This window comes from Streptomyces sp. NBC_00083 (assembly GCF_026343295.1).
GTDB lineage: Bacteria > Actinomycetota > Actinomycetes > Streptomycetales > Streptomycetaceae > Streptomyces.
Window position 1 is genome coordinate 330,083 of the sequence record NZ_JAPELY010000003.1, and the last position, 23,964, is coordinate 354,046.

General features: G+C 71.1%; 22 protein-coding genes. 11 read left to right on the forward strand and 11 right to left on the reverse strand.

The genetic code is table 11. The features are described from left to right. The first annotated feature begins 591 nt into the window (after positions 1-591). From OOJ98_RS25400 to OOJ98_RS25410, 3 genes are all read left to right on the forward strand, one after another. Positions 592-891 (forward strand): hypothetical protein, encoded by a 300-nt coding sequence (locus OOJ98_RS25400; RefSeq protein WP_267057341.1) that lies wholly within the window; start codon positions 592-594, stop codon positions 889-891. 93 nt (positions 892-984) lie between these two features. Then, positions 985-1,911, forward strand: coding sequence for a helix-turn-helix transcriptional regulator (locus tag OOJ98_RS25405; RefSeq protein WP_267057342.1), 927 nt, complete (start codon positions 985-987; stop codon positions 1,909-1,911). A gap of 103 nt (positions 1,912-2,014) precedes the next feature. After that, positions 2,015-2,425 carry a RidA family protein gene (locus tag OOJ98_RS25410; RefSeq protein WP_267057343.1) on the forward strand — a complete coding sequence of 137 codons (411 nt, stop codon included), beginning with the start codon at positions 2,015-2,017 and terminating at the stop codon, positions 2,423-2,425. A 42-nt stretch (positions 2,426-2,467) separates the two neighbouring features. Here the strand turns inward: OOJ98_RS25410 and OOJ98_RS25415 are convergent, their stop codons facing one another. Further along, positions 2,468-4,267, reverse strand: coding sequence for a long-chain fatty acid--CoA ligase (locus tag OOJ98_RS25415; protein ID WP_267057344.1), 1,800 nt, complete (start codon positions 4,265-4,267; stop codon positions 2,468-2,470). Positions 4,268-4,673: 406 nt separating this feature from the next. Then, positions 4,674-5,549, reverse strand: coding sequence for a LysR family transcriptional regulator (locus OOJ98_RS25420; protein WP_267057345.1), 876 nt, complete (start codon positions 5,547-5,549; stop codon positions 4,674-4,676). Between the two features lie 177 nt (positions 5,550-5,726). Between OOJ98_RS25420 and OOJ98_RS25425 the strand changes: the two genes are divergently transcribed. From OOJ98_RS25425 to OOJ98_RS25435, 3 genes are all read left to right on the forward strand, one after another. Next, a complete protein-coding gene (locus OOJ98_RS25425; protein ID WP_267057346.1) occupies positions 5,727-6,782 on the forward strand; it encodes a bile acid:sodium symporter family protein in 1,056 nt (351 codons plus the stop codon). Between the two features lie 241 nt (positions 6,783-7,023). After that, positions 7,024-7,557, forward strand: a complete 534-nt coding sequence (locus tag OOJ98_RS25430) for an isochorismatase family protein (RefSeq protein ID WP_267057347.1) — start codon at positions 7,024-7,026, stop codon at positions 7,555-7,557. 4 nt (positions 7,558-7,561) lie between these two features. Continuing rightward, positions 7,562-7,966, forward strand: a complete 405-nt coding sequence (locus OOJ98_RS25435) for a (2Fe-2S) ferredoxin domain-containing protein (RefSeq protein ID WP_267057348.1) — start codon at positions 7,562-7,564, stop codon at positions 7,964-7,966. A 155-nt stretch (positions 7,967-8,121) separates the two neighbouring features. On the opposite strand, the gene fdhD is transcribed toward OOJ98_RS25435, so the two are convergent. The 5 genes from fdhD to OOJ98_RS25460 are packed head-to-tail and all read right to left on the reverse strand — an operon-like array spanning position 8,122 to position 14,832. After that, on the reverse strand, positions 8,122-8,961 hold the full coding sequence (gene fdhD, locus OOJ98_RS25440; RefSeq protein WP_267057349.1) for a formate dehydrogenase accessory sulfurtransferase FdhD: 840 nt from the start codon (positions 8,959-8,961) through the stop codon (positions 8,122-8,124). A gap of 33 nt (positions 8,962-8,994) precedes the next feature. Continuing rightward, the gene (locus OOJ98_RS25445) at positions 8,995-9,855 is read right to left on the reverse strand and encodes a 2Fe-2S iron-sulfur cluster-binding protein (RefSeq protein WP_267057350.1); all 861 of its coding nucleotides are present in this window, start codon (positions 9,853-9,855) and stop codon (positions 8,995-8,997) included. A gap of 33 nt (positions 9,856-9,888) precedes the next feature. Continuing rightward, positions 9,889-11,781: an NADH-ubiquinone oxidoreductase-F iron-sulfur binding region domain-containing protein gene (locus OOJ98_RS25450; protein ID WP_267057352.1), complete on the reverse strand. Its 1,893-nt coding sequence runs from the start codon at positions 11,779-11,781 to the stop codon at positions 9,889-9,891. A gap of 7 nt (positions 11,782-11,788) precedes the next feature. After that, a complete protein-coding gene (locus tag OOJ98_RS25455) occupies positions 11,789-13,723 on the reverse strand; it encodes a molybdopterin oxidoreductase family protein (RefSeq protein ID WP_267057353.1) in 1,935 nt (644 codons plus the stop codon). Next, a complete protein-coding gene (locus OOJ98_RS25460; RefSeq protein WP_323177934.1) occupies positions 13,720-14,832 on the reverse strand; it encodes a 2-dehydropantoate 2-reductase in 1,113 nt (370 codons plus the stop codon). Before OOJ98_RS25460 ends, OOJ98_RS25455 begins: the two co-directional genes overlap by 4 nt. A gap of 224 nt (positions 14,833-15,056) precedes the next feature. Here OOJ98_RS25460 and OOJ98_RS25465 point away from each other — a divergent pair, with 224 nt between their 5' ends. Beyond that, the gene (locus tag OOJ98_RS25465; RefSeq protein ID WP_267058236.1) at positions 15,057-15,995 is read left to right on the forward strand and encodes a beta-ketoacyl-ACP synthase III; all 939 of its coding nucleotides are present in this window, start codon (positions 15,057-15,059) and stop codon (positions 15,993-15,995) included. A 362-nt stretch (positions 15,996-16,357) separates the two neighbouring features. Here the strand turns inward: OOJ98_RS25465 and OOJ98_RS25470 are convergent, their stop codons facing one another. The 3 genes from OOJ98_RS25470 to OOJ98_RS25480 all read right to left on the reverse strand — a co-directional run bounded on the left by OOJ98_RS25470 (position 16,358) and on the right by OOJ98_RS25480 (position 18,270). Next, positions 16,358-17,284: a hypothetical protein gene (locus OOJ98_RS25470; RefSeq protein WP_267057354.1), complete on the reverse strand. Its 927-nt coding sequence runs from the start codon at positions 17,282-17,284 to the stop codon at positions 16,358-16,360. A gap of 109 nt (positions 17,285-17,393) precedes the next feature. Beyond that, positions 17,394-17,744, reverse strand: a complete 351-nt coding sequence (locus OOJ98_RS25475; protein ID WP_267057355.1) for a hypothetical protein — start codon at positions 17,742-17,744, stop codon at positions 17,394-17,396. 85 nt (positions 17,745-17,829) lie between these two features. Then, positions 17,830-18,270, reverse strand: a complete 441-nt coding sequence (locus OOJ98_RS25480) for a MarR family winged helix-turn-helix transcriptional regulator (protein ID WP_267057356.1) — start codon at positions 18,268-18,270, stop codon at positions 17,830-17,832. Between the two features lie 170 nt (positions 18,271-18,440). Between OOJ98_RS25480 and eno the strand changes: the two genes are divergently transcribed. From eno to OOJ98_RS25500, 4 genes are all read left to right on the forward strand, one after another. Next, positions 18,441-19,802: a phosphopyruvate hydratase gene (eno, locus tag OOJ98_RS25485; protein ID WP_267057357.1), complete on the forward strand. Its 1,362-nt coding sequence runs from the start codon at positions 18,441-18,443 to the stop codon at positions 19,800-19,802. A 140-nt stretch (positions 19,803-19,942) separates the two neighbouring features. Beyond that, positions 19,943-20,884, forward strand: coding sequence for a DUF4190 domain-containing protein (locus OOJ98_RS25490; protein WP_267057358.1), 942 nt, complete (start codon positions 19,943-19,945; stop codon positions 20,882-20,884). A 136-nt stretch (positions 20,885-21,020) separates the two neighbouring features. Next, positions 21,021-21,476, forward strand: a complete 456-nt coding sequence (locus OOJ98_RS25495; protein WP_267057359.1) for a hemerythrin domain-containing protein — start codon at positions 21,021-21,023, stop codon at positions 21,474-21,476. 199 nt (positions 21,477-21,675) lie between these two features. Further along, entirely contained in the window at positions 21,676-22,356 is a 681-nt protein-coding gene (locus tag OOJ98_RS25500; protein WP_267057360.1) for a GntR family transcriptional regulator, read from the forward strand. Positions 22,357-22,530: 174 nt separating this feature from the next. Here OOJ98_RS25500 and OOJ98_RS25505 read toward each other — a convergent pair whose 3' ends face one another. Then, on the reverse strand, positions 22,531-23,937 hold the full coding sequence (locus tag OOJ98_RS25505) for an OFA family MFS transporter (protein WP_267057361.1): 1,407 nt from the start codon (positions 23,935-23,937) through the stop codon (positions 22,531-22,533). Between the last annotated feature and the right edge of the window lie 27 nt (positions 23,938-23,964).

The following is a 23,964-nucleotide window of genomic DNA, read 5'->3' on the forward strand; positions in this document are numbered from 1 at the left end:
GGGCAACGCGAAAGCCCGGCCGCCAGGAGCGACCGGGCTTCACTGGGTGGTGTTTCCCCCATATTGGGGCTTTTCGCCCCACTTGGCGGCGAGCCTCGCGCCAACGCGCCCAGCCGCCGAAACAAACGGAACCATCCGGGCTAGGACGAGTTCCCTCCATCGGTTGCTGCCCGCTCAGGGCCGACCGCAACCATGGACATTAAGAGTTGTTTCGCTGGCGGTGTCAAATCTTCCGGCGAATCTTCGGATGGAAGCGCCGGGTGCACCGCTCCGACCTGCTGAAGCATCCGTTTACTTGTTTCGTTTAAATGGCCGGATGGTGATATCCGGATCCGGTCGGATGCAGCGAAACAATGTCTTTTAATTGGCCCTTACGTTCCCTCTGGGGTGGGTGTGAACAGAGTGGCGCACAGCGGGCAGGGATCCATCTCCAAAGGAAACAGGGTCAGTTGTGACGCGGTCATGTGCGGGCTTATCTTGTGGATTCACGGCTCCGAACGAGTGATCCCGGTCAACGCCAACAACCGGGGCCACTGCTCAATTTTCGGAGAATCCGGGCTGGGTAAAGATCGAGTTCACTAAGGACCTGCCATGAATCCGCGTTTCCTCACCTCCGCCATCGACACCGTCGCCGCCCAGGCCGCTGACGGTGCCCTCGCTGCTCCCCGCGTCGCCGCGTGCGTGCCGACGTCGCCCACGGACGGGGAGCAGCTCGTCATCCCCACCCGCCTCGTGGTGATCGTCGTCGTCATCATCTGCTTCGTCGGGGGGTTCGCCGCGCTGCTGCGCGGCGGATACACACCCACCGACACCGTCAGCGTGCTCTACCTCGCCGGAGGCGTGGCGGTCGACATCGCCCGCCGCGCGATCGCGCTCCTGCGCCGCCGCTGACCCGAAGCACCCGCCACGCCGATCAGAGGCAAATGCCGACCCCTGCGGGTCGGCATTTGCCGTACCCGCACTTGAGCCCTGGGGAGGTCCGACATGAGTCTGGGGCGCCCACCCAAACCCATCTTCTCGTACGAACGCTCGGCCGGCGGCTTCGCCTGCCTGCTCCGCGGCGCCCGCGAACGCGCCGGTGACCCCAACTACCGCGTCATGGCCCGGCATTGCGACGTCTCGTACTCGCAGCTGTCCAAAGCCGCCAATGGTGAACGCGTTCCGAGCTGGCGGGTCGTCGCCGCGTTCATCAACAGTCTGAACGCGCTCTCACCCGCCGGTGTGCGGGAGAGCCTGCCGGAGTGGCACGAGCGCTGGGCGAAGGCGATCGAACGCGAGGGGACCGAGACCACGGCCCGGCTGCGCCGTCGCCGGGCCCGTCACGCCCGCCCGTCCGAGCCGAGCATCGTGCCGATCTCCGCCGACCCCACCAGCGCGACGACCGCCGCGGAGTTCGTCCAGCAGCTCAAAATCCTCCAACTGTGGTCCCATCTCTCGCAGAAGGAGATCTCCCGGCGCGCGTTCCGGAACAAGACGCCGCTGCCCACGAGCACCATCAGCGACCGGCTGCGCAGCACCACGAAGCTGCCGAGCTGGTCGTTCGTCGACGCCTTCGTCCTGGCGTGCGGTGGCCGCAAGGGAGACCTCGCGGTGTGGCGGGACGCCTGGCACAACATCCGGGTGTACGAGCTGTTCGCCGACGCCCCCACGCCGGTCGACGGGATGCGCCGCGTGGACAAGGCGATGAAACTCGGCCCCGACCGCGCCGCCGAGCAGCTCGCCGAGACCGTCGTCTACCTCAAGAACGCCCTCCCGGCGACCGCGTGGCAGCGCCCCGACGCGTCCCAGGAGCGCCCGGCCTGGCTGCAGGAAGTCGTGGAGGACAAGCCCATAAGCGAGTTGGAGACCTGGTTCAACACGACATGGGACGACTTCCGTCGTGGCACGCGGCCCGGGACCCCCCACCCCTGAGCCGGAACCCCGGCAACCGCTGGAGGGAAAAGGAGAGGCGGAACGAGCCGGGCGGGAGCAGGATGATCGCGCTCTCTGCCCGCACTCGAAGGGACCCCCGGCCATGGCTCGCGCCGTCACCCTGATCCGTTCCGCCTCTCTGTCCGATGTCGCCGAGTACGCCTATGCGGCCACGGCGCCCGCCGAGGCGCGTCTGATCTTCCTGGCCGGCGCGTGTCCGCTGAACCAGGACGGCTCGACGGCCGCGGTCGGCGACTACGCCGGCCAGGCGGCGAAGGCCCTGGAGAACATGGAGAGCGCTCTCGCCGACGCCGGAGCCGTACTGCGGGACGTCATCAGCGCCCGGGTCCTCGTCGCGTCGGCCCGGCGCGAGGACCTGGTGGCGGCCTGGCAGGTGGTCCGGGACGCGTTCGGTGACCACGACGTCCCCAACACCTTGCTGGGCGTCACCGTGCTCGGCTACCGCGACCAGCTCGTGGAGATCGAGGCGGTCGCCGCCGTGCTCGACGCCTGAGGCCGGCTCCGGGCGGGAGCGCCGGGAGTGCCGAAAGCGCTCTCAGCGGTACAGCGCGTCCACTTCGCTCTCGTACGCCTTCTCGATCGCCCGGCGTTTGAGCTTCAGCGACGGCGTCAGGAGCCCGTGCTCCTCGGTGAACTGGTGGGCCAGGATGCGGAAGGTCCGGATCGATTCGGCCTGCGAGACCAGGGTGTTGGCGGCGACCACCGCTCGGCGCACCTCGGTCTCCAGGTCCGGGTCGCGCACCAGCTCCGACGGGGTGAGCGGGGCCTTGCCGCGCATGGCGAGCCAGTGGTCCACGCCTTCCTGGTCGAGGGTGACGAGCGCCGCGATGTAGGGACGGTTGTCGCCGACCACGATGCACTGGCCGACCAGGGGATGCGCACGGACCCGCTCCTCCAGGGCGACCGGCGAGACGCTCTTGCCGCCCGACGTCACCAGGATCTCCTTCTTGCGCCCGGTGATGGTGAGATAGCCGTCCTCGTCGAGCGCCCCGATGTCACCCGTCGAGAGCCAGCCGTCCCTGAGTACTGCCTCGGTGGCCTTCGGCTCGTTGAGGTAACCCGAGAAGACCTGCCCGCCGTGGATCCACACCTCGCCGTCGTCGGCGATGTGCACCGTGGTTCCGGGGATGGGCTGCCCGACCGTGCCGTAGCGGGTCCGCTCCGGGGGATTGGCGGTCGCGGCGGCCGTCGACTCGGTCAGGCCGTACCCCTCGTACACGGTGACGCCGGCGCCCTCGAAGAACAGGCCGAGCCTGCGGCCCATGCTGGAGCCGCCCGACATGGCGTGCCGCACCCGGCCGCCCATCGCGTCACGGACCTTGCCGTACACCGTCTTCTCGAAGAACTGGTGCTGCATCCGAAGCGCCGCCGACGGGCCGGGGCCGACACCGAAGGCCTTCTGCTCCACGGCCTCCGCGTACTTGACCGCGATGTCGACGGACTTGTCGAACGGCCCCGTCTTCCCGTCGGCCTCGGCTCTGCGGCGGGCCGCGTTGAACACCTTCTCGAAGATGTACGGGACCGCGAGGATGAAGGTCGGCCGGAACGACTGGAGGTCGGGCAGCAGGGCGGAGGCGGAGAGGGCCGGCTGGTGGCCCAGTTTCACCCGGCCCCGGATCGCGGCGACCTCCACCATCCGCCCGAAGACGTGGGCCAGCGGCAGGAACAGCAGCGTGGACGCCTCGTCGCCGGGCCGGGAGTGGAAGACCGGCTCCCAGCGCGAGATCAGCATGTCCGTCTCGAACATGAAGTTGGCATGGGTGACGACACAGCCCTTGGGCCGGCCCGTGGTGCCCGAGGTGTAGATGACGGTCGCCACCGACTCCGGTGTCACGGCCCTGCGGTGCCGCTCGACCACCTCGTCGTCGATGGACTCACCCGCTCGGAGAAGGGCTGAGAGCGCTCCCGTGTCCAGCTGCCACAGGCGCTTGAGGTGGGGGAGACGGTCGACGACCGAGCCGATCGTCATCGAGTGGTCCTCGTGCTCCACGACACACGCCGTCGCCTCCGAGTCGTGCAGCATCCAGAAGACCTGCTCGGCGGAGGACGTGGGGTAGATCGGCACCGACTGCGCGCCGATGCTCCACAGCGCGAAGTCGAAGAGCGTCCACTCGTAGCGGGTGCGGGCCATGATGGCGACCCGGTCGCCGAACCGTACGCCGTCCGCGATCAGCCCCTTGGCGAGCGCGAACACCTCGTCCCGGAACGCGGCGGACGTCACGTCACGCCACTGGCCCGAATCGTCCTTGCGGCACAGCGCGATGCGGTGGGGATCGTCGAGGGCGTGGTCGAAGACGGCGTCGGCAAGGCCGCCGACCTGAGGCGCCGTCGCCATGGGTGGGACCGTGAATTCGCGCAATGACCTGCCTCCCTCCGGGGTGGCCACTCCCGGTGGCGCTCCGCACAGCGCGGTGACCGTACCCCACGGACAGTTCCCGTGACAGGGGTCTCCTGCACGTCGAGACGTACGGCGTCTTCACAGGTCAGCGGCCGAAACAGGCCCACATGGGGACCGCTCGGGCACTCAGCTGACTCAAAGGTAGGTTCTGCGGAAGGCAATCTCCACCGAATCTGTACGCTCCGGTCACCCCCGCCCCACGGTTGCACCCCGTTTTCCGGGGGACACGCTCCGTTGCCGGAGGCAGGTGCGTGCAGCGTGGAGGCGGGCGGGCGGGGCCGGATGACCTTGGGAGGCGCCCGCGCGCCCGTGCGGAGCGCGGCCCGGCCCGTACCGTCGGTGTTCAGCCAGTCCGGTGTCCCCGGTGCAGCCGGTCGCCGCCGGCCAGGATCGCCGAGGCCAGGGCGCCCGCCGCCTCCTGCGCCGCCGAGCCGCGCCGGTTGTGGAGCAGGACGAAATCCACCGCGCCCAGCTCCGGCAGCCCGCTCCGCGCCGGGAGCGGCGCGAGACCGGGCGGGACGAGGCCCCTGGTGTGGGCCATCACGCCGAGCCCGGCGCGGGCCGCCGCGATCAGACCGCTCAGGCTTCCGCTCGTACAGGCGATGCGCCAGGAACGCCCGTGTTCCTCCAGGACTTCCAGGGCCCTGGCCCGGGTGATGCCGGGCGGCGGGAAAAGGATCAACGGGATGGGGCGTTCGGCGTCGAGCCGCAGATCGGGTGCGCCGATCCAGCACAGCTCGTCCGTCCACACCAGTTCGCCGTGGCTGTCGCCGGGGCGCCGCTTGGCCAGCACCAGGTCGAGACGGCCCGCCTCCAGGCGCCGGTGCAGGGTGCCGGACAGCTCGACCGTCAGTTCGAGGTCGACCTCGGGATGGTCGCGGCGGAAGGCCTGCAGGATCTCCGGCAGGCGCGTCAGGACGAAGTCCTCGGACGCGCCGAAGCGGAGCCGGCCGCGCAGGCGTGTCCCGGTGAAGTAGGTGGCGGCCCGCTCGTGGGCGGCCAGGATCGTGCGGGCGAAGCCGAGCATCGCCTCGCCGTCCTCAGTGAGCCGAACACGATGGGTGTCCCGGCTGAACAGCGTCCGCCCGGCGGCGTCCTCAAGCCGGCGCACATGCTGGCTCACCGTCGACTGGCGCAGGCCGAGGCGCCGCGCGGCCTGCGTGAAGTTCAGCGTCTGCGCGACGGCCAGGAATGTCCGCAGCTGGTTCGCGTCGTACATGACGCCCACGGTAGCCCTGCCCATCGTGAAACGTGATGGCAGTGAGTGTGGTGTACGGGATTCCCGATCACGCGCGGCAGGAGGACCATCGAGAGGGCACGATGCGGCCGGTCGCCCGGGGCCGTCCCACACCTGTACGTCCCGAATATGTACGTCCCGAACATGTAAGTGGAGCACATGAGCCGCCGCACTCCGAAGCTGCCGTCCTGGCTGCCGGTCGATCCGTACATAGTGGCGCTGCTCGGCACGGTGGGGCTTGCGGCGCTGCTCCCCGCGACCGGCTCCGCCGCCGGCGTCGCGAGCGGTGCCTCGACCGGAGCCGTGGCGCTCCTCTTCTTTCTGTACGGGGCCCGGCTCTCCACCCGCGAGGCGCTGGACGGGCTGCGCCACTGGCGGCTCCATGTCACCGTCCTCGCCTGCACGTTCGTGGCGTTCCCGCTGCTGGGCCTGGCCGCGAAGGGCCTGGTCCCCACCGTCTTGACGCCGGATCTCTACCACGGCCTGCTCTTCCTCTGCCTGGTCCCCTCGACGATCCAGTCGTCGATCGCGTTCACCTCGATCGCCCGGGGCAATGTGCCGGCCGCGATCTGCGCGGGCTCCTTCTCCAGCATCGCCGGGATCGTGTTCACCCCGCTGCTCGCGGCGGGGCTCCTCGGCAGCAGCGGGGGAGCGCTCTCGGCGGACTCGCTCGTCAAGATCGTCCTGCAACTCCTGGTGCCCTTCCTTGCCGGGCAGTTCCTGCGACGCTGGGTCGGCGGGTTCCTCGTGCGGAACAAGAAGGTCCTCGGGTACGTCGACCGCGGCTCGATCCTGCTCGTGGTCTACAGCGCGTTCAGCGAGGGCATGGCCCGCGGCATCTGGCACCAGGTCGGCATCGGCCGGCTCGCCGCGCTGCTCGCGGTCGAGGCCGCGCTCCTCACGGTGATGCTCCTGGCGACCTGGTACGGGGCCAAGCGGCTCGGCTTCGACCGGGGCGACCGGATCGCGATCCAGTTCGCCGGGTCCAAGAAGAGCCTGGCCGCCGGCCTCCCCATGGCGAGCGTGCTGTTCGGCGCGCAGGCCTCGCTCGCGGTGCTGCCGCTGATGCTGTTCCACCAGATGCAGCTGATGGTGTGCGCCGTGATCGCCAAAAGGCGCGCCCGCGACCCGCTGCCGTCGCAGGACGGCCCCTCGGACCCCCCTCCCGTGGGCGGGAAGCCGGAGCGCGGTCCAGCGGTACGGGTCGGCGGCTAGCCCGCTCCTCGCGGGCCACCCTCCGTGCGTGCACCCTCTGCGGGGCCTTCCTCCGCACGAGCCCCGTCCGCCCGCACGAGCCCCCTTCGCATGGGCCCCGCTCGCGCCGGCCGGGGCGCGTCGTTCGACGGCGCTCCCGCCCGGCCGCACGTGGCGTGACGGAGCCGCATCCGGAGATCGGCGTGGCCGGAACAGGTCCCCGGCATCCGGAGTGGATCATCGCGGCCGGTACGGTGCCGCCATGACCGCACTCGAAGGCGAGCCCGCCACCCTCGACCCCACGCGCACCGCGCTCGTCCTCGTCGATCTGATGGACCGCATCGCGGCGCTCCCGCTCGCCCCGCGCTCCGGCGACGAAGTCGTCGCCACGGCACGGGAGTTGGCCGACACCTTTCGAACGGCGGGTGCCACCGTCGTGCTCGTACGCGTCGAGCGCCCCGGCGTGCCCGCCCAGCCGCCGGGCAGCGACATCGTCGCCGGCCTCGCCGCCGAGGGCGACCCGGTCGTGGTGAAGCGCACCATCGGCGGCTTCCACCGCACCGGCCTGCACGAGCTGCTCAGCGAGCGCGGCATCGACACCCTCGTGTTCGGCGGCATCGCCACCAACCTCGGCGTCGAGTCGACGGCCCGCCCGGCCGCCGACCACGGCTACGAGCTCCTCTTCGTCGAGGACGCCATGGCGGCCCTGACCGAGGACGAGCACCGGGCAGCGATCGCTCTCAACTTCCCCCGCCTCGGCACCGTCGTGACCGCCGCGGCCCTCCGGTTCGGCTGATTCCATGCCCAAGTTCACGATATCCGCGGCCACTTCACGCCCCTGCACCCTCGTCGTCTGCCGGGGCTGCTGCTGCGGCGACGCCCGCAAGACCCCCGGCACCGACCACGCCCGCCAGCTGGACCGGCTGCGGGCAGCCGCCGCCCGGTCCGAGGGCCGGATCGCCGTTCGCACCACCGACTGCCTGGGGCCCTGCGGCCAGGCCAACGTCATCGTGGTCCAGCCCTCCGGCCGGGCCCGCCAGCGCGGGGCGCGCGCGGCCTGGGTCGGCTGGGTCCTCGACGACTACGCGACCGACGACATCGTGGCCTGGGCCGAACAAGGCGGCCCGGGTATGGCGGAACCCTCACCCACGCTGGCCCTCCAGATGATCCCGCCCCCGGCCGAGGCCCGCAGGCGAGCGCGCTGACGGGCACACCGGCGGGCGCCACACTCCTGTTGCTCGACGAATGTGCGACGAACCCACCGGCTCCCTCGGCCGTGCGGGCGCGACCGTACGGCGGGGAAGACCCGGCCGGCGCAGGGGGCGCTCCCCGCCGGCCGGGCCGCTCGGGCGCGGCGGGGTCAGACCTGTGAGCGCAGGGCGATGCGCTCGTCCCCCGCGTACACGTTCATGGAGCTGCCGCGCAGGAACCCCACCAGGGTGAGCCCGGACTCGGCGGCCAGGTCGACGGCGAGCGAGGACGGCGCGGAGACCGCCGCCAGCACCGGGATGCCCGCCATGACCGCCTTCTGCGCCAGCTCGAACGAGGCCCGCCCCGACACGAGCAGCACACACTGGGACAGCGGCAGCCGGTCGTCCTGGAGCGCGCGTCCCACGAGCTTGTCGACCGCGTTGTGGCGGCCCACGTCCTCCCGTATGTCGAGCAGTTCGCCCTCGGGCGAGAACAGCGCCGCCGCGTGCAGACCCCCGGTCCGGTCGAAGACCCGCTGCGCCGCGCGCAGCCGGTCGGGGAGGCTCGCGAGCAGTTCGGGCTCCAGCCGGACCGGGGGAGTGTCGTGGATGGGGAAGCGGGCCTGCGTGCGGACGGCGTCGAGGCTGGCCTTGCCGCACAGACCGCACGAGGACGTCGTGTACACATTGCGTTCGAGTGTGATGTCCGGCACCGTGACGCCCGGCGCCAGCCGCACGTCGACGACGTTGTAGGTGTTGTGCCCGTCGGCGGTCGCTCCCGCGCAGTAGACGATCGACTGGAGCTCGGACGCGGCACCGAGGACGCCCTCGCTGACCAGGAACCCGGCCGCGAGCGCGAAGTCGTCACCCGGGGTGCGCATCGTGATCGCGAGGGGCTTCCCGTTGAGCCGGATCTCCAGGGGCTCCTCGGCGACCAGGGTGTCCGGGCGGGTCGAGACCGCCCCGTCCCGGATGCGGATGACGCGGCGGCGTTCGGTGACCCGTCCCATGTCCTCAGTCCCTCAGTCGCTCGGTCGATCCGGTCAGTCTCGTGTCTGCACGTGCTGGAAGCCGAAGCGTCCCTTGATGCACAGGTTGCCGTGGGTCACCGGGTTGTCGTGCGGCGAGGTGACCTTGACGATCTCATTGTCCTGCACATGGAGGGTGAGGTTGCAGCCGACGCCGCAGTACGCGCACACCGTCGTCGTCCGCGACTGCGCCGCCTCGTCCCAGGTGCCCGCAGCCCGCAGGTCGAACTCCGACTTGAACGAGAGCGCTCCCGTCGGACACACCTCGATGCAGTTCCCGCAGTACACGCACGCCGAATCGGTGAGCGGCGCATCGTGCTCGGTGGAGATCCGGGCGTCGAAACCGCGCCCGGCCACCGCGATCGCGAACGTGTTCTGCCACTGCTCGCCACACGCGTCGACGCACTTGTAGCACAGGATGCACTTGTCGTAGTCGCGCACGTACAGATCGTTGTCGATCTTGGGCTGTTCGTCGACGCGCGCCGCCGACGCGCCGAACCGGGCCGGTTCGGCCCCGTACTCGACGAGCCACTCGCCGGCCCGCGGCGTCGTGGAGAGGTCGACGGACGAGGCCAGCAGTTCGAGCACCACCTTGCGGCTGTTGCGGGCCCGCTCGGTGTCGGTGCGCACCGACATCCCGGCCTCCACCCTGCGCGAGCAGGCGGGTGCGAGCGTCCGGGCGCCCTCGACCTCCACGACACACACGCGGCAGGCGTTCTTCGGGGTGAGGGTGTCGCCCTGACAGAGCGTCGGGATGTCCTTGCCTGCGCCACGGCACGCGTCGAGGACGGTATCGCCCTCCGGCACCCGCACCGACTCGTCGTCGATCGTCAACTCCACGATACGGCGCGGTGGTTGAAGCGGAATCACGGTCACTCGAAGACTCCTGTTCGCAGTGGACCTCACGGTTCATTCGAAGGCGCCGAGGCGGTCGATGGCGGATTCGACGGCGTTCCACGCGGTCTGCCCGAGGCCGCAGATCGATGCGTCCCGCATGGTGCGGCCCACGTCCCGCAGCAGGGCGACGTCCCCGGCGGCGTCCTTCCCCGTCCGGTCCTTGATCCGGTGCAGCGCCTCCTCCTGCCGTACGGTGCCGACCCGGCAGGGCACGCACTGGCCGCACGACTCGTCGCGGAAGAACTCCGCGATCCGCAGCAGGATCCCCGGCAGTTCGACGGTGTCGTCGAGGACGAGGACCACCCCCGAGCCGAGCGTCGTGCCCGCCGCGCGGGTCCCTTCGAAGGTGAGCGGAATGGCCAGCTCATCGGGGCGGACGAAACCTCCGGCCGCGCCGCCGAGCAGGACGGCCCGCATGCGCTCCGGGGGGCCTGAGAGCGCTATCAGATCGCGCAGCGACGTTCCGAACGGCAGCTCGTACACGCCGGGCCGCGCCACGTTCCCCGAGACGCAGAACAGCTTGGTCCCCGTCGACGACGCGGTCCCGGTCCGCGCGTACGCCTCGCCGCCGTGCTCCAGGATCGGCAGCACATTGACCAGCGTCTCCACGTTGTTGACGGCGGTCGGCTTGCCGAAGAGCCCCTTCTCGACGGGGAAGGGCGGCTTGGAGCGCGGCTCCCCGCGCTGTCCCTCGATCGAGTTGAAGATCGCGGTCTCCTCGCCGCAGATGTACGCCCCCGCGCCGCTGCGGATCTCGATGTCGAAGGCATACCCCTGCCCGAGGACGTCCGGCCCGAGCAGGCCCCGCTCACGGGCCCGGACGATCGCGTGGCCCAGCCGTTCGCGCGCACGGGGGTACTCGCCGCGCAGATAGAGGTAGCCGCGGTGTGCGCCCACCGCGTACCCGGCGATGGTCATCGCCTCGACCAGGGCGTAGGGGTCGCCCTCCATCAGGACGCGGTCCTTGAACGTGCCCGGTTCCGACTCGTCGGCGTTGCAGACGAGGTAGTGGACGCGCTCCGGCTGCCGCGCGGTCGCCTCCCACTTGCGGCCGGTGGGGAACGCGGCTCCGCCCCGCCCCACAAGGCCCGCGTCGAGCACTTCCCGGATCACCCCCGCGGGCCCCAGCGCGAAGGCCCTGCGCAGCGCCGCGTAGCCGCCCTTGGAGCGGTAGTCGTCGAGGTCGTACGGATCGACGGCGCCGATCCGCCCGAGCAGCACGAGACCGTCCTGGCCGGCCTGCGGAACGGCGTGCGCCGGGGCCTGCTCGGGGGCGGCGCCGTCGGGCTCGGCCAGGGCACGGGCGAGGCTGTCGGGGGTCGCGGGCGCGAGAACGGCCGCGAGCCCGGGAGCGCTTCCACCCGTCGGAGCCGTCGATTCCGTTTCGGTAGGGGTCTGCCGGGGAGCGCTCTCACCGGCCGGGGCGGGCGGGCCCGCCCGGCGCAGGAGTGCCGCCGGGGCCCGTTCGCACAGGCCCAGGCACGGGCTGCGCTCCCACGACGCCGGAGGGGTCTGCGACAGGGCGTCGCACAGGGCCGCCGAGCCCTTCGCCGTACACGCCAGATCCGTGCACACGTACAGCAGCGTCGCCGGCCGGGGCTCGACCGAGAACAGGGAGTAGAAGGTGGCCACGCCGTACGCCTCGGCCGGCGGCACCGTCAGCCGGCGGCAGATGTACGCGAGAGCGCTCTCACTGAGCCAGCCGATCCGGTCGTTGACGGCGTGCAGCGCCGGAAGCAGCAGGTCCCGGCGGTCCCGGGCCTCCTTGCCGCCGCGCGCCCAGCGCAGCTCGGCGTCCGTTCGGCCCGCGGCGCCCTCCCACGCGGAGGCCGGCGGCCCCAGCACCGCGTCCACGGCGGCACGCTCCTCGTCCGTCGGCGTGGTGTCGCCGAAGTGCAGGTCCACGGAACGCTCAGCTCCTCACGGCCGTCACGAGAAGCTTCTCCACCCGGATCGCCGACGCCTTGAACTCGGCGGTCCCCGCGATCGGGCAGTTCGCCTCGATGGTCAGCTGGTTGGTGTCGACCTCGTCGGGAAAGTGCATGGTCATGAAGGCGAGGCCGGGCCGCAGCGCCGGATCGATCCACACCGGCGCGCTGACCGCGCCGCGCCGCGACAGGATGCGCACCTCCTCGTGCGGGACGACGCCGAGCCGTTCCGCGTCCTCCGGGCTCAGCTCGATGTACTCGCCACGCCGCAGCGGGGAGGCGTAACTGCCGCTCTGCACGCCGGTGTTGTAGGAGTCGAGGCGCCGTCCGGTGGTCAGCCGCAGCGGATAGTCGTCGTCGGTCAGGTCGACCGGCGGGTCGTGCTGGACCAGGCCGAACTCCGCGGCGGGGCCGCGTCGCGCGGGGTCGGTCTCCCACAGCCGGGCGTGCAGGAAGCTCGCCGGCAGCTCGCGCTCCGAAGGGCACGGCCACTGCAGGCCCTGGTGCTCCTCCAGACGGTCGTACGTCATGCCGTAGTGGTCCGGCGAGAGCGCTCTCAGTTCGTTCCAGACCTCCTCGGAATCGGTGAACTTCCAGTCGTGGCCGAGGAGTCCGGCGACGGAGCAGATGATGTCGATGTCCTCGCGCGCCTCACCGGGTGGCTTCAGGGCGGCCCGCACCCGCTGCACCCGGCGCTCGCTGTTGGTCGTAGTGCCGTCCGTCTCCGCCCAGGCGGCGGTCGCCGGCAGCACCACGTCCGCCATCTGCGCGGTCTTGGTGAGGAAGATGTCCTGCACGACGAGGTGGTCGAGGGCGGCGAGGCGGCGTGCTGCCTGCTCGCTGTCGGCCTCCGACTGCGCCGGGTTCTCGCCGATGCAGTACACCGCCTTCAGGGTGCCGTGCTCCATCGCCTCGAACATCTCGGTGAGCGTCATCCCGTACCGCGGTGGAAGGGCCGTCTGCCACATCGCCTCGAACTTCGTACGGGCCACCGGGTCGAGGACGTCCTGGAAGCCGGGCAGCTTGTTGGGGATGGCGCCCATGTCGCCGCCGCCCTGCACGTTGTTCTGGCCGCGCAACGGCTGCACCCCGGCGCCCCACCGGCCGACCTGTCCGGTGAGCAGCGACAGGTTGATCAGTGCGCGGACGTTGTCGGTGCCGTTGTGGTGCTCGGTGATCCCCAACGTCCAGCACAGCTGCGCGCGTTCGGCGCTTGCATAGGCGTGGGCCAGCTCGCGGATCGCGTCCGCGGGTACGCCGGTGACGCGTTCGGCCGCCGACAGGGTCCACGGTTCGACGAGTTCCGCGTACGCCTGGTAGCCGGTGGTCGCGCGGTCCACGAAGGCCCGGTTGACCAGGCCGGCGTGGATGATCTCGCGGCCGATGGCGTGGGCGAGCGGGATGTCCGTGCCGACGTTGAGGCCGAGCCAGCTCTCCGCCCACTCCGCCGTCGAGGTGCGGCGCGGATCGACCGCGTACATGCGGGCTCCGTTGCGGATGCCCTTGAGCACGTGGTGGAAGAAGATCGGGTGGGCGAAGCGGGCGTTGGAGCCCCACATCAGGATGACATCGGTGTGTTCCACCTCCTCGTAGGAGGAGGTGCCGCCGCCGGAGCCGAACACCGCGGACAGGCCGGCCACGCTCGGGGCGTGGCAGGTGCGGTTGCAGGAGTCCACGTTGTTGGTGCCCATCACCACCCGGCTGAACTTCTGCGCCACGTAGTTCATCTCGTTGGTGGCACGCGAGCAGGACAGCATGGCGAACGCGTCGGGGCCGTACGTCCGACGGGTCCGGCGGAACCCGTCCGCGGCCCTGACCAGTGCCTCCTCCCAACTCGCCCTGCGCAGGCGCCCGTCGGCGTCCCGGACGAGGGGATGGGTGAGCCGCGGGTACTGCTTGGGCTGCCTGTCCTTCTTCATGCGGCGCTCCGGGGGTCGGTCGTCCGGGACGTCTGGGACGTCTGGGCGAGGAGGTCGGCGAGCGCGTGCACGGCGCGCAGGGTGGGGACCGCGGTCGCGGTGAGGCCCGCGAGTTCGACGACGGCCGCGAGCAGCACGTCGAGTTCGAGGGGCTTGCCCTTCTCCAGGTCCTGGAGCGTGGACGTCTTGTGCTCGCCCACGCGTTCGGCGCCGGCGATGCGCCGCTCCACGGAGATCTTCGGGTGGCAGCCGACCGCGCCCGCGACGGCGAGTGTCTCGCGCATCATCGACTCGACGAGCGAGCGGGTCTCCCGGTGGCGGCAGATCTGCGCCATCGTGGCGCGGGCGAGGGCGCTGATCGGGTTGAAGGAGATGTTGCCGAGGAGCTTGATCCAGATGTCGTTGCGCAGGTCCGGTTCGACGGGGCACTTCAGGCCGCCGGCCTGCATGGCCTCGCTGAAGTCGAGGCAGCGCCGCGAGATCGTGAGGTCGGGCTCGCCGATGGAGAACCGGGTTCCCTCCAAGTGGCGTACCACGCCCGGGGATTCGATCTCGGTGGCCGCGTACACCACACAGCCGATCGCGCGGGAGGGCGGCAGCGTCGCGCTGACGGCGCCGGCCGGGTCGACGCTCTCGATCCGGCGCCCGGTGTGCCGGCCGGGCAGCCCGTGGAAGTACCACCACGGGATGCCGTTCTGGGCGGCGATGACCGCGGTCTTCGCGTGCAGCAGCGGATGCACCAACGGACCTGCCGTGGCATAGGAGTTGGCCTTCAGGCCCAGGAGTACGTAGTCGACCGGGCCGACCTCCTGGGGGTCGTCGGTGGCGGCGGGCCGGGCGGTGAAGTCGCCGCGCGGGCTGATGACCCGTACCCCGTCGCGGCGCATGGCCGCCAGGTGCGGGCCGCGGGCAATGAGGTGGACCTCGGCGCCCGCGCGGTGGAGCGCGGCCCCGACATACGCGCCGATGGCACCGGCGCCGACAACTGCGACTTTCACGGGGCTCTCCGTTCGGTGGAGGGACCGGTCGGTGGAGGGGCCGTCAGGGGTGAGGGCCGTCGACGGGGTTCCGGCCAGGGTCGGTCGGGCGGGTGGGCCCACCGTGATCACGCCCCGCGTTTCGTCGACAGAATATTGTCTACAGTATGCCTTTCGGAGGGGTCAAGACGCCGGACAGAACTGCGTGGGGGCGAAACGCTGACACAAGGCTCCAAAGGTGCGGCAGTGAATCCTGTTGGGTCTCGCGCCCCTGTACCGATCAGTAGCCACGAAGACTGGATGGCTCCGGATGTCAGCACTCACAGCTCGTATCGAGGGGATCCGCCATGACCGGCATGCGAGGCTCGCGCGTTGTCGCGGTCGGGCACTATCAGCCCGCCAAGGTGCTCACCAATGACGACCTCGCCCGGCTGGTCGACACCAGCGACGAATGGATCAGCAGCCGCGTCGGCATCCGCACCCGCCATGTCGCGGGCGACGACGAGCCGGTCGACGAACTGGCCGCGCACGCCGGAGCGAAGGCGCTGGCCGGCGCCGGGCTGACCCCCGCCGACATCGACCTCGTCCTGGTCGCCACCTCCACGGCGATCGACCGCTCGCCCAACACGGCGGCCCGGGTCGCCGCCCGCCTCGGCATGGGCTCACCCGCCGTGATGGACCTCAACGTCGTGTGCGCCGGGTTCACCCATGCGCTCGCCACCGCGGACAGCCTGGTCCGCAGCGGGACCGCGCGGCGCGCCCTGGTCATCGGCGCGGACAAGATGACGGCGGTGACCGACTGGTCCGACCGCAGCACCTGCGTCCTGGTCGGCGACGGAGCGGGCGCCGTGGTGGTCGAGGCGAGCGAGGAGCAGGGGATCGGCCCGGTGCTGTGGGGCTCGGTTCCGGAGATGGGGCACGCGGTACGCATCGAGGGCAGCCCGCCGGTGTTCGCGCAGGAGGGCCAGTCGGTCTACCGCTGGGCCACCACCCAGCTGCCGCCCATCGCCCGCCAGGTCTGCGAGCGCGCCGGACTCACCCCCGAGGACCTCGCGGCGGTGGTGCTGCACCAGGCGAACCTGCGCATCATCGAACCCGTCGCGCGCAAGATCGGCGCCGTCAACGCGGTCGTCGCCCGCGATGTCGTGGAGTCGGGCAACACCTCGGCGGGGAGCATCCCGATGGCGCTCTCCAAACTCGTCGAGCGCGGCGAGATCACCACCGGCGACCCGGTCCTGCTCTTCGGCTTCGGCGGCAACCTCTCATACGCGGGCCAGGTCATTCGCTGCCCGTGACGCGGTGACGGCGTGACCCGATGACGGGCCGAGGCCGCGTGACCCGGCGCGCGGGTCCGGCCTACGCAGCGGGGGCCGCGAGGATCGCGCAGGCGGGGCGAGCGCGAGGCACGGTCGGCTCGGGGCCCGCATCTGCACACCGCACGGGCCCGGCGGCCGGGGCAGGAGCTCGGGGTCGCGCACCGGACCGCCCGGCAGCGCCGGCGCAAGGGCTCGACGCGGCCCGACTCGACCGGACCCGACTCGACCGGGGCCTGACCCGGTGGGCCCGACTCGGCCGGGCCTTGTTCGGCCGGGCCTTGCGTCGGCGGCGTACGAAGGTATTGTCGCCGATGGCATGGCCGACGCAGGAGCGCCCTGCGTCAACCCACCAGCCGCTTGCGCCAGTTCAGCGGGGTGACCTCGATGGTCTGCCCCGGGTCCCCGTCCCACACCACCGAAAGACCGCACCGCTCCAGCGCTGCCACGGCCTCCCGGCCCACGGACGCGGTGGTCCGCTCCGAACCGTCGAACCCCCCGTACATCAGCGACAGTCCGTGACCGGCGGCGGCCGCGTCGGTCGCCTGGGAGTGGAAGTAGACGAAGCCGCGGGCATCGGGTGAGCCCGCCCCGCCGATCTCCGCCTGGCCGCACGAGTGGCAGCACGTGAAGTGTTCCCGTGCGGTGAGACCGGCCGACTCCAGGTCGGCGAACGCGCGCGTCAGCCGCTCCGGGTCGCTCTCCTCGCCCTCCTCGTCCCACCCCGCCTGCTCGGCCACACGCTCCAGCCACATGCGGTCCGCCAACTGCCGTGCCTGCTCGCGCGAGACGGGCCGGTACTCGCCCGAGACGAGGTAGTCCTCGGCCAGCTCGGCCAGCTCCGCCCGCGTCGCGTAACCCGCCACGAGCACCTCGCGCAGCCGCGTCTCCAGAAGCCGCCGGTCCTCCTCGCCGAGCTCCAGCGGAGGGACCGGGGCCGGAGCCTCGAAGTCCAGCCGCTCCCAGTCCAGTCCGGCGCTCCACTCCGGCGTCGCACGGGCCCAGCCGGTCATGGCCGTTATCACCGGCTCCGCCGCGTCGAGGACGGCCCGGAAGTGCCGGTCGGCCCCGCCGTCCCGGTACTCCAGCGTGTACGTGCCTCCCGCCTCGTGCCACACCTGGAGGAACACGTCGGGCAGATCCGGTATCCGCTGCACCACGAGGAACCTGTCGTCCACGCCTCCGATGCGGCGGACGAGCCCGGCCAGCGCCTCGGCGGTGACCCGGCTGTGCCGACGGCCGTTCTCCGTATCCACTGCGATCGCAAGCATGTCGTTCACTCTCGCACAGGCCACTGACAGTCCAGGGGCGTCCGGTGTGTGTGCAACGGGGGTCCGCACCCAGGCGTGCGGAGGCGGGACGGATGGAGCGCGCTCGTGGTCAGAGATGGCGCAGGGCGGCCTCCACGCTGTCGCCCCCACTGGTGTTGAACGCGATCGCCGCTCCCGGCGCGTGTCGGCGCACCAGGTTCACGATCAGTTCGAAGAACGTCAGCAGGGGCACCGGCTTGCGGATGCCGCCGCCGATCACGACGACGTCCCACGCCCGCTCGGCCAGCGCGGCGACGACCGTCGGTTCGGCCCTCTCGTCCGGTTCGATCAGCGTCATGGACGCGTCGATGCCGTGGGCGGCGAAGCGGCCGAGTTCACCGTCCAGGACCGCGCGCAGGGCGTCCCCGTCCATGCCGGGAACGGTGTGCGGGTCGATACCGAGAACTAGAGCGGTGCGCATGCCCCGTAGGACGATCCGCTCGGGCCGTCGGTTCCGTCGCTGCCGGCCGGGGCCCCACGACCGTCCCGGAACCACGGAGCAGGGCTTACCCCAAAAGCCCCTGCCGGGCGGCCAGGCGTTCCATCAGGGTCACGCTTTCGGCGAGCAACTCCCTTTCTTTCAAGGTGAGTTCGGTCTCGATGGCGAGCGTCAGCCAGCCGGCCCTGCGGCCCCGCTCGGCCTCCAGTGCGGCCCGTCCGGCGTCGGAGAGTTCGAGCAAGGACTTGCGGCCGTCCGTCGGATGGGCGCTGCGGGTGACCAGGCCCTGGTCGAGGAGGATGCCGACCGCGCGGGCCATCGACTGGGGGCGTACGCGCTGGTCCGCCGCGAGATCGCTGGTGGTCATGGCGCCGTCGCGGTCGAGGACGCCGAGCACGGCGACCTGTCCGTGCGGGATCCGGTCCTCGTGCTTGACGCGGCGGGTGAGCTTTCCCATCACGGTACGCAGTTCGGCGGCGACGGTAGCGGCTTCGGGGGTGGGCGGCATACGGCACTTTACCCCGGAAACGCCGCTCCGCAGCTGTGCTGTGCAGCACCACTGAACAGCAGAGCTGTACAGCGAAACTGAACAGTCATGCTGTAGAGTCCCTTGCGTCGGGCCGAGCGCCAGCGTCGTCGCAGCCACGGTCCGGCAGGTGACAACGGGAAGGAACTCCCATGCCCGCACGCACAGTTGAGCCCACCACCGTTCAAGGCGTCACGGCTCGCGCCGTGCTCGACAGCCGCGGCAATCCGACCGTCGAGGTCGACGTCGTCCTCGCCGACGGGTCCCTGGGCCGCGCCGCCGTCCCTTCCGGCGCCTCCACCGGCGCCCGCGAAGCAGTGGAGCTGCGCGACGGCGACGCCCGGCGCTGGCACGGCAAGGGTGTCGACCGCGCCGTGGCCCACGTGAAGAGCGAGATCGCCGACGCCGTCACCGGGCGCGACGCCGACGATCAGGCCGGCCTCGACGCCGCACTCGTCGCGCTCGACGGAACGCCCGCCAAGGCGAGGCTCGGCGCCAACGCCCTGCTCGGGGTCTCCCTCGCGACCGCGAAGGCCGCCGCGGCCTCGCACCGCCAGCCGCTCTACCGCTACCTCGGCGGGGCGGACGCCCGCGTCCTGCCCGTCCCGATGATGAACATCGTCAACGGCGGCGCGCACGCCGACAACCCGCTGGACTTCCAGGAGTTCATGATCTACCCGGTGGGTGCGGCGACCTTCGCGGAGGCCGTCCGGATGGGCTCCGAGGCCTTCCACACGCTCCGCCGCGACCTGCTGGCCGCCGGCCACTCCACGGGCGTCGGCGACGAAGGCGGCTTCGCGCCCGCACTGCGTACGGCCGAGGAGGCGCTCGACTTCGTCGTGGCCGCCGTCGAGCGCGCCGGATACCGGCCGGGCGCGGACATCGGCCTCGTCATGGACCCGGCGTCCTCGGAGTTCTACCGGGACGGTGCGTACGTGTACGCGGGGGAGGGGACCCGGCGCACCACCGCCGAACAGGTCGACTACCTGGCCCGCTTGATCGATGCGTACCCGATCGTCTCGGTGGAGGACCCCATGGCCGAGGGCGACCTGGACGGGTGGCGCGAGCTCACCTCGCGGGTCGGCGACAGGTGCCAGCTGACCGGGGACGATGTGTTCTGCACCAATGAGGCGCTGGTGCGGGAGGGCATCCGCACGGGGGTGGGGAACGCGGTCCTGGTCAAGGTGAACCAGATCGGGACGCTGACCGAGGCGCTCGGGACGGTGGGCGCCGCGCGGCGGGCCGGATGGGCGGCGGTCATCTCCCACCGGTCCGGCGAGACGGAGGACACGACCATCGCGGACCTGGCCGTCGCCACGGGGTGCGGGCAGATCAAGACCGGGTCCCTGTCCAGGTCGGACCGCACGGCCAAGTACAACCAACTCATCAGGATCGAGGAGGAGTTGGGGGACGCGGCGGTCTATGGATGCGGTGGCGTGTCCGCCGGGTCCGCCGGGTCCCCCGGGTCCGCAGCGTCCGCGGGCTCCCTCGGGACCGCCGTGCCCGTGGGGTGACAGGGAGGGGCGGCACGGGGCGTGCGGGGTGCGGGGGTTGGTGCGGTGCCGGGGTGTGGGTGACGAGTGCGCCCTCAGTAAAGGCAAGGTAAAGGTCGCTGTTAATGTGGTGCGCCTATCGCACCGCAGAAGGACTACGCATGACAGCGCCCGTTGATTCCCCCGAGCCGCAGCCGGAGCCGCAGCCGCAGCCGGGACCCCCATCGCAGTCGGGACCCCAGCCGCAGTGGGGCCCTCCGGCCGGATACCCGGAGCCGCCCCACGCGGAGCACGGGGGAACGGCTGCGCCGTGGACGCCGGCGCAGCCGCTGCCCCGTAACGGCCTCGGCACGACGGCCATGGTCCTCGGGGCGATCGGGAGCTTCGTCGCCTTCCTGCCGTTCCTGTTCTGGATCGCCTGGATCCTCGGCGTCCTCGCCGTCGTCTTCGGCCTGGTGGGCCTGGGCAACGTCCGCAAGGGGCTTGCCACCAACAAGAGTTCGGCGCTCGGCGGGACCATCCTGGGCGGTGCGTCGATCCTGCTCGCCGTCGTGGGCCTGCTCATCACCGGCGTCATGATCCGCTCGGCCGTGGACAGGGTCGACGGCACCGACTCCGACTCGTCGTCGATCACCCAGCTCCCCGACGACCCGGAGCCGCCGCTGGACGAGGAGCCGCTCGGCACGGAGCTGCTCGACCCCGCGGCGGTGCAGTTCGGGGAGAGCCACGAGTACGTGGACGGAGTCACCGTCACCGTCGCAAAGCCCAGCGAATTCTCCCTCACCGGGTCGTACGTTCCCCCGGGGCTGCACAAGGGTGACCGGACGTTCCACCTCGATCTCACGATCGTCAACGACTCCAACGACTCGCTCAACCTCGACTTCGCCCAGCCCCACGTGAAGGACGCAGCCGGCAACGAGGTCAACATGCTCTTCTACAGCAAGGCCGGCTACAAGCCGTTCCGCGGGACCCTGGCTCCGGGTGAACGGGCCACCGCCCAGTACTCCTACCCGGTCTCTCCCGACGCCGCCTCCAAGCTCCAGGTGGAGGTGCACCCCGGACTCCTCCACGACCATGCCGAATGGAGCGGACCGGTCGGGTAGGTCGCGAGGGTTGGCCGGGTGGCCCCGGCGCCCCGGGGCCTCCGCTGCGGGGATGGCCCCGGGGCCCATGGAAAGGTCCGGTTCATGGGTGGTGCCTCCGTGTGTGCCGGCCACACAAGCCCGTACAAATGGCTCCATGTGCCACTACTGCGGGTGCCGCGACATCCCCCTCATCAAGGAATTCATCGCCGAGCACGAGCGCGTGACCGATGCGGCCGGTGACGCGCAGCGGGCGCTCGCCGAGGGCCGCACCGAACGGGCGAGGGAGCTCGTGGCCTTCATGGCGCGGGAGTTGGACTCCCACTGGCGCGGCGAGGAGAACGGGCTGTTCGCCGTGATGCGCGAGGACCCCGAATACGCGGAGTACATCGACGTCCTGGTGGGGGAGCACCGGGACCACAGCGCGCGGCTGCCCGCCCTCGACCTGGAAGCGGCAGAGGGGCGCGCCGAGTTCGACCGGATGGTCACGGAGCTCCACCACCACATCAGCCGCGAGGAGGACGGCCTGTTCCCGGCCTCCCTGACGGCCCTGTCGGGCGACGAATGGGACCGTTCGTTCGCCGCGTGGCGAGAGGCGCACCCGGAGCAGTGACCGACCCGGCGGACACGGCGTACGTGACGGACGGGGCGGACGCGGCGGATACGCCGGACAGGGTGCATACCGGCCACATCTCCGCCGCGTGCGGTCGAATCAGGACCGGGTGCCGTCCGGGCATTGCGCTCGGTAGACTGTAGACGATAACCAATCTCCATGACGCGGCAAGGCACGCGTGGCGTAGGAGGGGGAAGCGATGTTGTCCGCAGGACTGCCGCAGGGGACCGTGCCCAAACTGGAGCGCCCGGGGCCCTTGCGTGAGCGCGTGTACGAGGCGCTTCTTGAGCTGATCACCACGCGGGCGCTGCGTCCGGGCCAGCATCTGGTGGAGAGCGAACTCGCCGGGCACCTCGGAGTGTCCAGGCAGCCGGTGCGCGAGGCGCTGCAGCGGCTCAACACCGAGGGCTGGGTCGACCTACGCCCCGCGCAGGGCGCGTTCGTGCACGAGCCCACCGAGGAGGAGGCCGACCAGCTGCTCTCGGTGCGTACGCTCCTCGAAGCCGAAGCGGCGCGGCTCGCGGCCGCCAATTCCGGCTCGGCCGGGATCGCCGCCCTGGAGAAGCTGTGCGCCGAGGGCGAGCAGGCCGTCGCGGACGACGACGTGGACCTCGCCGTGGCGACCAACGCCGCGTTCCACGCCAAGGTGATGGAGCTCGCCGGCAACGTGGTGCTCGCCGAACTGGCGGGGCAGGTCGACCGGCGGGTGCGCTGGTACTACACGCCGGTGGCGCGCCAACGCGGCAGGCAGTCCTGGATCGAGCACCGGGATCTGATCGCCGCGATCTCCGCGCGTGACGAGCGGCGGGCCACCGAGGTCATGCGCGCCCACACCGAGCACACCCGCACGACGTACCACGAGCGTTCCGAGCGCGGCTGACCCCAGGTGCCGGGGGCCGGGTGCGCCCCGGCCCGCCGGACGGACGCCACCGGACGGACGCCGCCGGACAGGCGCCGCCGGGCTGCCGCCCGCCGTGCGTCACGGGGCGGGCGCACACGCGCGGAACCGCCCCGGACCGTCTCGGCTCCGGGGCGGCCGTGCACCCAGGGGGGCCTACACCACCTCCCGGCTGATGGGCTGGGGGTTGGCCGCGATGTCCCGTACCCGGGTGCGTCCGGGCTGGTGCAGCAGGAGGGCTATGCAGCCGGCCACCATCGAGATGCCGCCCGCCAGGCCGTAGGCGCCGTCGTACCCCCACGCGTCGACCACCATCGAGCCGAGCCCGCCGCCGAACAGGCCGCTCACCAGCTTGCCGCTGTAGACCAGGCCGTAGTTGGAGGCGTTGTAGTTCTCGCCGAAGTAGTCCGGGGTGAGGGCGGCGAACATCGGGTAGAAGGCGCCGCCGCCGAAGCCGGAGAGGAAGGCGAAGAACAGGAACAGCCACTCGCTGTGCAGATGGCCCGCCCAGATCACGCCGAACTGTGCGAGCCCGAGGACGACGATGACGAACACCAGGGTCAGTTTGCGGCCCCACAGGTCGGACAGCCAGCCCACCACCGCCCGGCCGATGCCGTTGATGACCGCCATGACCCCCATGGAGGACGCGGCGACCAGGGGGCCGAAGCCCACTTCCTTCGCGTAGTCCACCTGGAAGGAGATGCCGAAGATGGAGACGCCCGCCGTCATCACGATGGTGATCCACATCAGCGGCAGCATGCCGGTCCTGATGGCTTCCTTCGGGGTGTACTGCCTGGCGGCCGGAGGGTTCTTCGCGAGGCTCGCCGCGCTCTTGGCGTTGCCGGAGAAGTCGAGCGGGTCGATCTCGGCGGGCCACCAGTTCTTCGGCGGGTCCTTGAAGAACCAGGCGCAGACCGCCACCACGATCAGCACATAGCCGCCGATGAGGTCGAGGACCTGGTGGTAATTGCCCGTGTCGAAGGCGTAGTTGAAGATGAAGATGAAGGGCAGCGAGCCGTAGGCGAAGCCGCCGTTGACGAAGCCCGTCTTGGCGCCGCGCCGTTCCGGGAACCATTTGCCGACCATGTTGATACAGGTCGCGTAGACCAGTCCGGAGCCCACACCGCCCACGACGCCGAAGCCGACGATCGCGGCGAAGACGTTGTCCAGGTGGGACAGTGCGAAGAAGCCGACCAGGCACAGCGCCGCGCCGATGTACATGGCACGCCGCGCGGTGAGGATGCCCTTCTCCCGCATCCAGCCCGCGGGGAAGGCGATGCCCGCCTGGAAGAACACCCAGACGCTCAGGATCCAGAAGGTGTTGCTCTGCGTCCAGCCGTGGGCCGAGGAGAGGGTGTCCTCGGCGGAACCGTAGGCGTACTCGGACACGCTGATCGCCATCATCGCGACCCACGGCAGGTACACCATCAACGTGCGGTTGTGGCCCAGCAGATCGCGGTCGCTCTCGCCGACCCGATACACGCGGCCCTTGCTGTCCGTGACCTCACGGTACGCGACACCCGCCGCGTGCCGTGGTCCGCCGGACATGGAACTCTCGCTCATAGTCGTCCCCTTGGCGTCGAAAGAACC